This window comes from Limosilactobacillus agrestis, from assembly GCF_014145585.1.
Taxonomy (GTDB): Bacteria; Bacillota; Bacilli; order Lactobacillales; family Lactobacillaceae; genus Limosilactobacillus; species Limosilactobacillus agrestis.
The window spans coordinates 115,265-128,599 of record NZ_JACIVF010000035.1; the positions used below are offsets into that span (position 1 = coordinate 115,265).

A 13,335-nucleotide genomic window follows, 5' to 3' on the forward strand; every position below is an offset into this window, starting at 1 on the left:
GTGAATCAAACTATAACATTTGTATTTACCATTATTTTTTTGCTGGAAAGTTTTTGGGAAGTCCGTCTTTTCTCCCAACTTCAAGCACTAGCCATCCAAAATCCAACTAGAATCCCACCACGCTTTGCAAAAGTTATCCGTTTGGAGCGTCGTTGGAACTGGATATCTTGGATTCTAATCATCTTATTATTTCTTACTTCATCAAATTTCACGATTTTATGGGTAAGCCTAATCACATTGATTGAAACCTATGTTGTCTGGCGAATGGATAACATGAAAAGTAAAATGACTAGCGAAGACTAGGATGCAAAAAGGGATGAGATTGAAGGAAAGTAAAATGCCTTCTAATCTCATCCCGTTTATATTTTAAAAATTAATCTTTCCAGTAATAATCAACATAAGCGCAATCACAGCTGCTAAGGCGATAATCGTTGCCAACCATTTCTCTTTTTTGCTCATCTTATTAGGAGCGCCAGCAAACAACGGTATTCCTAGTGCAAAAATAATCGCACTTGCAAATACATATTCAAGTCCTGAAGCGACTAGCATATAGACAGAATATATAGAGGCTAGCGTAGCAATAACCTTAAAACCAAGACTCATCTTTTCGCTAATTGCTAACTTCAAGCCATATAACGCAGAGAGCAAGTAAGCAACTAGTGTCATTGTCGCAGCCAAAGTATAGGCAATTGTATAGGCCATTTGAAGTTGTGGAAGCAGTAAAACCAGTAAACATACTTGCATAATAATTGTATATACAATTAAGGCAAAACCTGGAACACCATGGTGGTTAACAAATTTAAATGCTTGTGGCATATCCCGATCATAACTGGTTACATATGCAATTTCAGGGCCAATCATAAACCAACTCAATAATGCCCCTAATAGTGAAATCAATAAGCCTATTTTAATAATAAGGCTGCCCACTATTCCTAATGCCGTATGACGAAGAGTGGCTGCCAGTGGAACCGAAGTCTGACTAAGTTCTTTAGCAGGTAGAATTCCCATTGGAATGAGAGAGATTGAGATATAAAGGACCAGTACAATTACAAAGCTAATAATTGTTGCCAATCCAACATCTCGTGGCTGTTTTGCCCGACGTGACATCGAAACAGCCGCTTCAATTCCAACAAAGCACCACACAATCGTACTCATTGCACCACTAATCTGGTCCTTAAAGGCTACATGCGCTTGATTAACAGCAAGTATCCTTGTCCAATCAGGGACATTAAAAACATGCGGCTGAAATGCAAAGACACCAACAATAACAACTAATAAAAGCGGTAAAATCTTAATAATCGTAATGACTGCATTGAGAATACTTGCTTCACGGACACCAAACCATGTAATCGCAGTGTATCCCCATAGAATAATTGAGCCCCCGATAAAACACATTAATGGCGAAAGTTGATGCGTTCCGAGCATACTATTTAAGGTCTTAAAGAAAAGTGAGATAAAGGCAATATTACCAAAGACCGCCCCCATCCAATATCCCCAAAAGGAATTAAAACCAATATAGTTGCCAAAACCTTCTTTTGCATACGTATAAATTCCACCGTTCATCTCCGGCTTAATAACAGAAAGCTTGTAAAAAACTAGCACTAACATCAAAATTCCAAAGCCACCAATTAACCATGCAGTTAATGCCGCCATTGGATTTGCTTTCAAAATCAAATCGGTCGGACTATTAAAAATTCCACCGCCAATAATTGTTCCTACAATTAAGGTGATTAAGAGGAAGAGATTTAACTTTTTTTCCTTCACCTTAATCACCTCACTTATAAATATTCTTTAAATGTGGAATAATTATACATTATTTACCTAGCCAATGGCAATAGTTCCGTTAACAACAAGCCAAATTGCAATGATACTTAAGATTAAGATCAACGCTATTGTCCACTTTTCAGCAGTTGTAACTTTACGATTGTTTTCTTTACATGCTAAGTAGTAAATGTAGAATCCAGGAATAAAACTAATTGAAACTAATAATACTTCTTGCCATCCAGCGAGGAACATACATGCGAACATGAATGCAGCAGAGAGCAAGCCAATTGTAAATTGTCCCCATTCCTGGTGTGCGGAACTGTATTTCATTTGGTAAAGGCCAACAAATAAGTATGAGAATAAAATTGCTGCACTACATAAGGAATATGCGAATTCATAGGCTTTATCAGTGAAAAGCAATGAGAACAAAAAGATTGTTTGTAATACCGCTGTAATCATTAAGGAAGCAGTTGGCGACTTTTTGGCATTAACCTTTCCCCAAATTTTTGGCATTGCCTTATCATCGGCAACTAACATTGTTGTTTCGGCTGGAAGCATTGTCCAAGAAAGCCAGGAAACAATTGTCGAGATGATTAAACCAACATTGATTAAAATCGAGCCCCAATTACCAACAGTTGCTTGAAGAACATGACCGATAGCTGGTTGCCCCATCCCAGCTAACTCTGCCCGCGTTAATGCACCATAAGGCAAAATTGAAATTAATACATAAATAACTACTAAAAGGCCAAAACTAATAAGAGAAGCCTCACGAGCGGCTGTAAGCGACTTAGCCCGACTTGCCATAACAGAAGCACCTTCAACACCAATAAATACCCAAATTAATGTCATTAAGGTACCTTTCATTTGTTCCCAGACAGAACCAGTTGTGGTACCGCGAGAAGCGTTATTAGCAACCCGTCCCCAGAAATCTGCTGTAAACATTCCAGCCTTAAAGCAAACAACCATCATTATAATGAAGATAACTAATGGTAAGACCTTGCAAATTGTTCCAATCATATTAACAAAGGAGGCACTTTCGACACCATTGTTAACTAAGATTGTCAATAGCCAACAGAAGATGATGGCAATAATAATCGATGGCAAATTTTGACCGCCTTTAAATGTTGGAAAAAACGTCCCAATTGAGCTCATCAACATAGTAGCAAAAGCAATGTTTCCTAGCCATGCGGACAACCAGTAGGACCATCCAGAAATAAATTCACCTAATGGTCCAAACCCAGCACCAGCATATGAGAAAATCCCTGAAGTAAGATCTGGGCGCTTCTCAGATAAATTATTTAGTGAGAGAACTAGCATTAAAAAACCAATTCCAACAAAAATCCAGGCCAATAATGCAGGTCCCGGTGCCGCCGCTGCTGCTACATCACTAGTGATACCAAATATTCCAGTACCAATACATGAACTTACAATTAAGGCGATTAATTCGCCTCTACCAATACCTTTTTTTTGTTCATCCATAAATAATTCCTCCTATGTAGTTTATGAATGCATGTGTTGAATAATCAAATCATAGACCATTTTAGCGTCATCATTATCTTTACTAATGATAATCAAGGTATCATTCCCAGCAAGCGTACCCACAACTTCTGGAATATCAAGTTCATCAAACATTCCAGCCAAAATCGTCGCATAACTAGAATTAAGTGCAGTCTTGATTACATTCATAAATTGAACAGTTTCAATTGTCCGCACATTATCATGAATTCCTTGGTATAATCGCTCAAAATTATGTTCTGGCGTCACATGAAGTTGAACATAGTGAGTGTGACCATCGCCATCATTTGCTTTAACAATGTTTAGCGCATGAATATCTCTCGAGATTGTCGCTTGAGTTGTTTCGAAACCTGCCTCAGTTAACAACTTGAGCAATTCTTCTTGTGTTTCGATTTTACGGTCATTAACCACTTGTTCAATATATTTTCTTCTTGCCTTTCGATTCATTCGTGTCCCCTTCTTATCAAGTTGATTACACTAAAATGATACAAGAAAAAGCAGCAAAATTATACCCTTTCTAAATTGCTCAGATAAATTTGCTGCTTTTATTATCTTATTTATTTCTTGAGATCTTCACGAACAATTGGACATGACATGCACCGTGGACCACCACGACCTCGTGATAATTCGCTTGAACGAACCTCGTGAACGAGAATACCATGCTTACGCAGCAAATCGTTTGAGACATAGTTCCGATCATAAGTTACAACTACACCAGGGGCAATTGCTAGCGTGTTAGAACCGTCATTCCACTGTTCACGTGGAGCAATAATTGGGTCACCGCCACCAGTAGGAATCAAATCAATTTCTGGCTTATCAAGCGCCTTCTTCAAAATTTCTTTAAGGTTTGTTTCATGAGTAATTGAAATTTCACCATTATTACCGGGGTGCATAATGTATGCATCAACATGTCCGCCATCACGTAAAATTGCTGGATGAACTGTGAATTGATCATAGTTAATCATTGTAAATACAGTATCAAGGTGCATCATTGCGTGATTATGAGGAATATGAATTGCAATTACTGTATCATAATTAGATTTTTCAAAGAGACTTTCAGCTAATTCTGTAATCGCCTTAGCAGATGTCCGTTGGGAAATACCAATTGCTAATACATGGTCACTAAGAACTAATTCGTCTCCACCTTCAATCCGGCCTTCAGGATAACGATTGCGCCATACCTCAACACCCTTGTCAGCAAAACGCTTATTGTGCTTAATGATGTACTCAGTAAAGAGAGATTCACGTTGACGAGCCTTAAAGGTCATGTGATTAATGGTAATTCCATCCCCAATACATGCCTGTTGATCACGAGTAAAGTATGCATTTGGCATTGGATCCATGTAGAATGGGTAATCTTTGTCTTCTGCTAATTCAGCAAGTGAAGCATACTTAGTTTTAATCTCATCTTTACGGACACCAGCAATAATCTTGTTAACCATGTCCTTAGTACTGAAACTAAGTAAAAATTCCTTTAAGCCGTCATGGATTGCTCCAGCAGCATAACCAGATTCAGCAATGATCTTTTCAAGAAATTCATCTTTGATATTATCATCTGCTAGTGCTTCTGTTAATAAATCTTCAAGATACAATACCTCAGCGCCATTATCGCGTAATGTTTGGGCGAAAAGGTCATGTTCTTCTTGAGCGATCGGTAAGTATGGAATGTCATCTACGAGCATCCGGTGAAGAATTTCAGGATAAACATTTTCAATTTCCTTACCTGGTCGATGCAACATAACTGTCTTAAGCTTTCCAATTTCTGATGTAACGTGAATTGGACTTTGCATACAATATCACTCCTTTTTGAAGTATCACTTGACTACAACTACATCATATTATTTTATGTAAGCGTCGTCAAATACCGTCAAATCAATATTTAGTGAATTATATAAGCAGAAGTTATTAATATAAACTATCGACAGCTTTTATACATTTTGCGAACGCAAAACGCATATTCTGCGAAAGCGCTTATTCAATTAAATGAATATAAATTTCACAAAGTTTTTTCTTTTTCTTTTAAATAGATTGCGAAAAGTTGATCCCGCGCATCTAAAAATTCTTGGTTTTTAGCGCTGGGATGAACACGGTTTGTCAATCCAATAAAGCCTTGATCAGTTTGCCGATCTAGCACCATCCAAGTTCCCGTAAATCCAGTATGACTAATCAAAGAATGATGATCTTTAGCATGAAATAGTTTCCACCCAAGAGAACGGCTATGTGGGCCAGGAATTCGGGTTTGATCTGTAAAAAGTAGATTGGTTGTTTCTACATTAAGAAGACCATTTAAATTCTTTTCAATAAGTGCATGACTAAAAATTTCCAAATCTTGCAATGATGCAAAGAGGCCTGCACATCCACAGTTTTCTCTCAAAATATACCCTTTAGGATCATGGGTTTCTCCCCTGATTACGCCACGTTTCTCTTGTACCTCTGTTGGTACACAGTCAGCCGGGTGCGGACTAAATGTCGCCGTTGGCATATTTAATGGTTTAAGGACTCGTTCTGTAATAACAGTTTGGATTGGTTGCTTATAGATTTGTTCAATAATCCATCCTAAATATAAATAGTTCACATCAGCATATTTAATTTGGTGGTTCAAACTATCCTCTACATGCATTTTCGTCAACAAAGCCTCCTTTAGTTCAGGAGCACTTAACTCATTACGATGTGGGATATAACCAGCAATCCCAGAAGTATGAGTAAGGAGGTTACGAATAGTTGGTCGGTCATCATTAAATTCAGGTAAATACTTCATTATGTGATCATCTAAAGACAGCGCTCCTTGCTGAATAAGCATGGCAATCACTGGAACTGTGCCGATTACCTTTGTTAGTGAGGCAACGTCATAAAGCATATCCGGTTTTAATATTTCCGTATCGGGATAAATTTGCGCCATCCCGGTTACTTCCTTAATCGTCTGTTGATGATCAAAAATTAAATAGCTAACTCCCGGAACGATCCCTTCTTTAACCATTTGATGTAACTTGGTAATTGTTAAATCGTATTTATTCATTGTCTAATTCACTTCCTCAATAAAGTTTATTTTAACGTAAATTGGGTAAAGGAAAAGTATCTAAGAAATTATTAAACGGAATTGGTCAACTATGACAAATAAGTTAAAAATATTACAAAAATATTTCAAAAAGCTGTATAATGTGGTTGTAATGATTTTATAAAAATAAGAGAGTGAGGGGTCATTAAAATGATGAAGATGACAAATAAGGTTTTAGCAAGCTCGTTAGTAATTTTAGCCGCCCTAGGATTAGCTGGATGTACGAATAGTGCAGCTGCTCCAACAAAAACATCTACTTCTGCAACAAAAGTAAGTCAACAAATAAGTAAAAAGGCCGCCTCCTCTACTAGTAGTGAAGGAACAAAGAATCAATCCTTCACATCTACTAGAGCACAATCCACCTCTTCAATGAGTGCCGATTCAAAGGTAGCAGTATCTAACAGCCACCAAAAATTAACTAGTCAAGCGACTAAAGTTCCAAATTCACCAGTAACTAATAGCCAATCAGCAACTACCAATGCCAACTCGTCTACACAAAACGACCAACAAGTCCTAACAAGTTTTGTCAAGACTAGTGGTGTTCAAGAAGATGGTAATCATTATTACATGACTAAGAATAATCAAAATAATAATTATCAGATTGAAGTTCGCAATAATCAGGGTGGCGATCCAAATATAGCTCACCTTACTGGCACCTACCAATATGACCCCGCTACAAATCAAATCCATGAAATGAACCCCATTACTGGTAATTATAATAATTAATATTTTTAACTTAAAAGGGAGTACAGAGGGAAGTTACCATCATCGGTTTCTTACTTCTGTACTCCTTTATTAATTCACTTATTTAAAATAATCTTTAAATGCCGCAAAGATTCCTTTTTTATTTCCCGTTTTATCATCATCGTTAGACTTCTCTTTTTTGATTGTTGATTCTGACTCACCATTGCTGTGAGGGGTTACGGCTTGCAATTTCTTTAAGGTAATGGTATAGGTCTGGGTCCCAGCTAAGAAATGATGATCTACTGGAAAAGGATTTTCATCGAGGACATAACCATCATCTTCAAATAATTTAATTTGAGACGTTGGATCATAGTCAAATTCTTCTCCAGTTATTCCAGTGAGCTCTTTGGAAGTTAATTCTGTACCAGTTTGGTCAATAAACTTAAGTTGAATTTTAGCCGCCTGTGGAGTGTAAACAATCTTTTCACTCCGATCACTTGCATTTTCATCAATCCGTTCAGCAGGAATTTTAGGCGCATCATATCCATCAATTGGTGTTGGAACGTATTCAGGAATAACTCCTTTGCCTTGCTCTTGCCAAATGTCACTACCAATGACTTCATCATGAACTCCGTAACGAGCAACAATTGCTTCTTGCGTTACAACTTGTTGTGTCTTATCAGGCATTGTAATCTGGATGGTTCGTGTGACGTGATGTTCCTTCTTTAAGGGTGTAGTTTGGTGGGTAAGGTAAACATAATATTGTTGTTCTGGACTACCAGCAAAGTATTGCCCCTTTAATGCTCCTTTATCGGCCTTAAATAATTTATATCCGGCATCTTCAAAATCCCGTAATTTATTATTATACGTCTGTCCTTCTGCAACATTTAATTTTTGGGTCCAGTCATCAATAATCCGACCAGTGGAAGGCTTGACGATTGGCAATTGATCATCAGGGACATCAACGTAGAAAACAGTAATTTGTTGTGTTTGTAAATTTTGTTTACTAATAACAATCTTATATTCTTTATCTTGACCGTCGTCTGTGGCCATTAAGCGAGCGTTTTGCGGCATTTCATTATCTACAACCACATATCCTTCGCTGGCAAGCCGATCAGTTTCAATTGTTGTTTTATGACTGATCAAATCGCCAGCAAGTCCTGAAACTGTTTGCTCCTCAATTTTATTTCCTGCTTCATCGACATATTTAATCTTGACACTAACCTGTTTGGGATGATAAGCAACATTAATATCACTATCTTTTGAAATTAGTGATATTGATTCAGCCTTAACATTTTTGCTTGTATATCCAGGAATATGTGGTGCGGTAACAGCCGGAAGAGTGGCCTTACTCCAATCACTCCACGTTTTTTTATTAGTTGTTTTATCAATAATTCCAAAGCGCTGAATTTTTCCGGTTTGCTTAATAAGCTGCTTGGAACCACCTGGCATATTAAAAGTAATTGTTCGTGTTACTTGGTGGTCTTCATCGATCTTTTCAATTTTATGAATAAGGTAAACATAATAATCTTTTGTCGATTGTCCACCGATATATGTTCCTGACTTAGCCCCTTTTTCATATTCATAAATCTCAAAGCCATTTTCTTCACCCCAGAGTTGGTTATGATAATCCTCATCACCTTTACCGGTAAAAGTCTGGGTGCGATTTTCAAGAACTTTTCCATCGCTTGGTTCCAAGTCATCTTTTGTTTTATCAGGAATATTAACTAAATCAACATAGTAAACATTTATTGTCTGTTTATTTTCAACCAGTCTTACCTTAGCAGGTGAGGTGATTAACATATCATTATCCTCACTCCCGTTAAGGAAATAACCAATAATAACATTATAATCGCCGGCCGTTGCATCTACCAATTTAGAATCATCAACAATAAACGTTTGCTCAGGACTAACCGGAAGCTCTTCATTAGTTGAGGATAGGCTCCGAACTTTTTCAATAGCTCCAACTGAATTCCAATCATCTTTTGTCTCGACTTTAAGAGTAAATGATTTAGTAATAAGGAGTTGATGAATAACGACATAAGGAATAAAGTCAAAGTTTTCGAAATCAAGATAAGTAGGTTGCACCAAAAATGCAGAAGCACCCATTAACTTTCTTCCCGTCTTATCAACATTTACTGAAAATCCTTTTTCTTGAATTACGCTTTGAATAGCAGCCAACTTAAAGAAGTATTGACCACCTTGCCACATTACATTATCACTAGCAGTATCAAACGAAATATCTTCATTAAAGTTACTGATTACATATGGCACCTCACCCAATGTTGGCATCATCTCTTGGACATCTTCTGGAAATAATTGATCACCATCTTCAGTTCGGCTAAGTGCCATAAATGGGATATTTTGATAGTCGTCATGAGCAAAAATAGGGGTACTTAAACGGAAATTCAATCGGGATGTCGTGTGCTTATTAACTGTTAAGTCATAAAATGCATATTCATTTAATTTAAATTCCTCTTGAGTATTAATATTTGCTACATTTGTAATCTTAAAAGGAAACTCAACGCGGTAAGAGCTGCTTGGCAATAAAGAACCAAATACCATAACTGCCGTTACTTTTTCCCAACTAAAGTCATCACGTTGCTTAAGGGTATCAATAGTAGAATACTCTCCTTCATGTCCTTGATAGCTATAGGTAATATCGAATCCTGGGATCACATTTCCCTTTTCATCCTTATACTCAAGGCCATCAAATTCATTAACCCGTGCCCCATCAAGGACAACTTGGGCTGTTCCTTGTTTACCTTCAAATGTAGGAAGCGTATAGACAACTTCAACCGATTTAGTGGTTTCTGTATTATTCTTTAAATGACCATATCCACTAAAATCAGTAACTGCTCGATAATTAACTAATGCTGCTGTTTCATTCATTGAGTTACGACTTACAAGCGAACGCTCCTTAACCTGACTTTCACCATTAGTTGCTTCTAAGTAAGTCCCATGTATTAGACCGCCTAAATCATCAATTAATTTATATTCACCTAATGATGGATTATTTTTTATTACTGGTTCTCGGCCGTTTAATTTTTGTTGTTGGGCTGCAAAATTAGGTGCCGCTTCAAGCATCTTTTTTAGCAATGGAGTTTTATTAAGTAAAGCAATACTTGAAGCAGATTCATCCCCTAGTTTTATTTGTTCGCCAATTGTTTCCGCTGGAGCAAGTTCAACACCAATTGCCTCATCTTTTTTGATCTCATCTGTATCAAGCATCTTTTTTCTCCCCCTTAAATACTTTTATAATTCGATAACTATTATTTAGTATTGAGTATAATATACTTCATTTTTATTTCAATACTGATAAAGCGCTCACAAATATATTTTGCTTAATTTTTACTTTCCATCATTGATGTATCAACGTTTACCCATTACTAGCAGTAATAAAAAAGAACAAAAGAATAATTTTTCATATGAAAAAAATCATCTTCTATTCTTTTATCATTAGATATTTGATTACAAACAAAAATTAATATTGAGGACCCTCACTAACATAGCCATTATTTTCTTGATTATAGGCTGGAGTACTTGATTCTCTTGCAGGCGTAGAGCTATAATTGGCAGACCTATTTTCTTCCCCATTGCCATTGTATCGTTGATGAGGAGTGTAACTTCTTGAGGATCCCCCATTATTAGATGAAGCTGCTGTCGCGTTATTTGAAGAACTTCCACCATTACTTCGCGTAGTTGAAGTCGTAGAGCTAGAAGACGAGGAAACTGTACTACTTGATGAGGAAGCTACAGAAGAAGAGCTGGAACTTATCGAACTACTACTTGATGAACTTTCTTGAGTATTATCATTTTCCTTAACCTTAAGCTGCTTAGTTACCTTTTGGTCACCGCGTTCTACGATAATATCATAAGTGCCGGCTACATCAAAAGTATAGGTATGACTGACTAAAGATTCTCCGTCGCTTGCTTTAAACGTTTTAACGATCTCTTTACTCTTATGACCACGGATCGTCAAAGTTGTTTGAGGAGAAACCTTAAACTTAACCTTTGCTTCACCATTATCATTTAAGGTAACCTTACGATCAAATTGAACCGAAATCTTTCCCAAATCATCATTATCGGAAGCAGTGTATTTAACATTTTCAGTCTTATCCGTTTGAGCTGACTTTGCTTCTTGGCGATGTGAATGAATGCTACCGAAAATTATTCCCCCAACACAAATTACCAAGACAGCGACCAATGTCCAGTTAAAAAAAACACGGCCCCCACTTACGAAATTATTACCGTTGCGGTTTTTCCGCAACTGAGAAAAATATTGAGCGGCTAAAATAATAATCACAATAACCGCTAATACTATCATTAAATTCATTACTCGCATAATTAACTCACCAAATCCATCCTATTATTTTTAATTACACAAATTTATCATAGCATTAATTAAACCTTTTCTTAATGCTTTCCCTAAATTTGTAATATAAATATTAACCTTCTCAACAAGGCGGTTGGCTAAAGCATAGAGCGGTGATTAGCATGGCAGCTGATCATTATTTAGACTTAGCCTTGAACCTTGTAGTTATTTTCTTCGATATCTTAATAATATTCGTATAAATAAAGAGGCTGTTGAAAAAACAAAGTTTTTTCTCAGCCTCCAATCATATTCACCCGCACGGGGATCGAACCCGTAACTCCGCCTTGAGAGGGCGACGTCTTAACCAATTTGACCAGCGGGCAATAACGTACAAATAGAAGTATACGTTACTTTTATTTTTTCGTCAACTTAAAATCAAATTAATTTAATATTCATTTTCAGTATCAATCAGGATCGACTCCGCCAATAAAATTTCATTATATAACTCAAAAAGATAGTCACGTCGATTCTCTTTTTGCGACACCATATCAAGGTACTGTCTTTCTGCTCTAAATGCCCAGAGTAAGGCTCGTTGTTCCAGTTCCTTTTCCTGATCATTGAATTCCGGATAGCGACTAGCTTTAGCCCATTGACGCCAAAAGTCCGCAAATGAGTTAGCACTCTTTTGATCCCGTAAATCATACACAACACTTTCTCTAATTTTTTCTGGAAGGTATATTTTTTCCACTGCCTCTAGTCCTTCCTTAACCATTTCTTGTCGTAAACGCTGAACTTGTTTCCCAGCCTCCTTACTTGACATATCATGGTCAAGAATAAAACGAAATGCAATTGACGGCACTACCATACTCAAAATAATAACAAGCATTTCTGCTAACACAATCATATCAAATTGTGCAGGGCTAACATTATTGGTAATCAAATATACTAAAGCTAGAGTTACTGCCCCATGAACTCCCCCCAGGGCAAAAATTATACTTCCTTTATTCCCCATCTTTGATAACAGTCCATAGAAATAACGAGCAAGGAGGTTAGCAAGATAAAGTAAAATCCCAATCATTATCCATTGTGAATTTGCATTTCCAATAATTAAGTCATCGCGAATGATCCTTACAACCAATACTCCTAAAATAACGAAGACGGTATTATTTAAAATTTCCCGGAGCAAGTTTAAAAGTACTATCCCGTTATGAAATTGGCGGGGCGTTATAAACCGGCTTCGGACACTCTCACTATTCTGCATTAACCCAGCACAAACCACCGCAATAATCCCAGATACCTGTAGTTCCTCAGCAATAAAGTAAATAAAGAACGGCGTACTTACAAATAATAATATTTGAGCATTATAAGCACTATGGTTAATTCGTCCTAGAAACTGCCGAAAACTAATCATCACAAGGGCTGCCACAATACCAATAATTATTCCACCACCAGCCGATCGTAGAAAATCAAGAAACGTTTGTTCATAATTAAACTGACCATTTTTCACCCACAGTGCCATCGCTGTTACGAGGATAATACCAGAAGCGTCATTGAATAATGATTCCATTTTTAAAAGATTTTCTTGTCTTTCAGGGACAATTAGCCCCTCTGAAACAGATTCGGTTGCCGTAGCATCAGTCGGTGTACTTAAAGCACCCATCAGAAACGCTAGGGCCAGTGGAATTCCCAAAAGAGATACACTAAAACCAGCAAATACTGTTCCAACAATCACTAAAAGAACAGCAGTTTCAAGGATTTGTCGTAACCTTTTACCGATTAGATTAATTCGTGTTGATTGTCCCTCAAAATAAATCAACGGAGCTACTATATACATAAATACTTCTGTGTGAAAGGAAGCAACACGATCATTAAAAAAAGGAACTAAGCCAATAATTAAGCCAACAAAAATACTAATATAATTAATTGAGAAGTGCGAAAAAAAACTAGAAATAATACTACTTAGAATTGCCGCTACCATTAAAATAATCGTTGATACAAGCAC

At 36.9% G+C, this 13,335-nt stretch carries 10 protein-coding genes and 1 tRNA gene; 2 read left to right on the top strand and 9 right to left on the bottom strand.

The genetic code is table 11. The annotated features are described in order from the left end of the window. Positions 1 to 303, top strand: coding sequence for a hypothetical protein (locus H5R88_RS02810; protein WP_003667545.1), 303 nt, complete (start codon positions 1 to 3; stop codon positions 301 to 303). Positions 304 to 366: 63 nt separating this feature from the next. On the opposite strand, the gene H5R88_RS02815 is transcribed toward H5R88_RS02810, so the two are convergent. The 5 genes from H5R88_RS02815 to H5R88_RS02835 all read right to left on the bottom strand — a co-directional run bounded on the left by H5R88_RS02815 (position 367) and on the right by H5R88_RS02835 (position 6,295). Further along, the gene (locus tag H5R88_RS02815; protein WP_182578005.1) at positions 367 to 1,773 is read right to left on the bottom strand and encodes an amino acid permease; all 1,407 of its coding nucleotides are present in this window, start codon (positions 1,771 to 1,773) and stop codon (positions 367 to 369) included. 48 nt (positions 1,774 to 1,821) lie between these two features. After that, a complete protein-coding gene (locus H5R88_RS02820; protein ID WP_182578004.1) occupies positions 1,822 to 3,243 on the bottom strand; it encodes a basic amino acid/polyamine antiporter in 1,422 nt (473 codons plus the stop codon). Between the two features lie 21 nt (positions 3,244 to 3,264). Further along, positions 3,265 to 3,726, bottom strand: coding sequence for an arginine repressor (locus H5R88_RS02825; protein ID WP_182578003.1), 462 nt, complete (start codon positions 3,724 to 3,726; stop codon positions 3,265 to 3,267). A gap of 110 nt (positions 3,727 to 3,836) precedes the next feature. Further along, positions 3,837 to 5,069, bottom strand: coding sequence for an arginine deiminase (gene arcA / locus H5R88_RS02830; protein WP_182578002.1), 1,233 nt, complete (start codon positions 5,067 to 5,069; stop codon positions 3,837 to 3,839). A 206-nt stretch (positions 5,070 to 5,275) separates the two neighbouring features. After that, positions 5,276 to 6,295 carry a serine hydrolase domain-containing protein gene (locus H5R88_RS02835; RefSeq protein WP_182578001.1) on the bottom strand — a complete coding sequence of 340 codons (1,020 nt, stop codon included), beginning with the start codon at positions 6,293 to 6,295 and terminating at the stop codon, positions 5,276 to 5,278. 189 nt (positions 6,296 to 6,484) lie between these two features. Between H5R88_RS02835 and H5R88_RS02840 the strand changes: the two genes are divergently transcribed. After that, positions 6,485 to 7,060: a hypothetical protein gene (locus H5R88_RS02840; RefSeq protein WP_182578000.1), complete on the top strand. Its 576-nt coding sequence runs from the start codon at positions 6,485 to 6,487 to the stop codon at positions 7,058 to 7,060. 78 nt (positions 7,061 to 7,138) lie between these two features. On the opposite strand, the gene H5R88_RS02845 is transcribed toward H5R88_RS02840, so the two are convergent. The 4 genes from H5R88_RS02845 to H5R88_RS02860 form a co-directional block, all read right to left on the bottom strand. Beyond that, entirely contained in the window at positions 7,139 to 10,249 is a 3,111-nt protein-coding gene (locus tag H5R88_RS02845) for a mucin-binding protein (RefSeq protein ID WP_182600193.1), read from the bottom strand. Positions 10,250 to 10,502: 253 nt separating this feature from the next. After that, on the bottom strand, positions 10,503 to 11,363 hold the full coding sequence (locus H5R88_RS02850; protein ID WP_182577998.1) for a hypothetical protein: 861 nt from the start codon (positions 11,361 to 11,363) through the stop codon (positions 10,503 to 10,505). 280 nt (positions 11,364 to 11,643) lie between these two features. Continuing rightward, positions 11,644 to 11,716 (bottom strand) — tRNA-Glu (locus H5R88_RS02855). Between the two features lie 62 nt (positions 11,717 to 11,778). Then, positions 11,779 to 13,335 (bottom strand): cation:proton antiporter, encoded by a 1,557-nt coding sequence (locus tag H5R88_RS02860; protein ID WP_231794698.1) that lies wholly within the window; start codon positions 13,333 to 13,335, stop codon positions 11,779 to 11,781.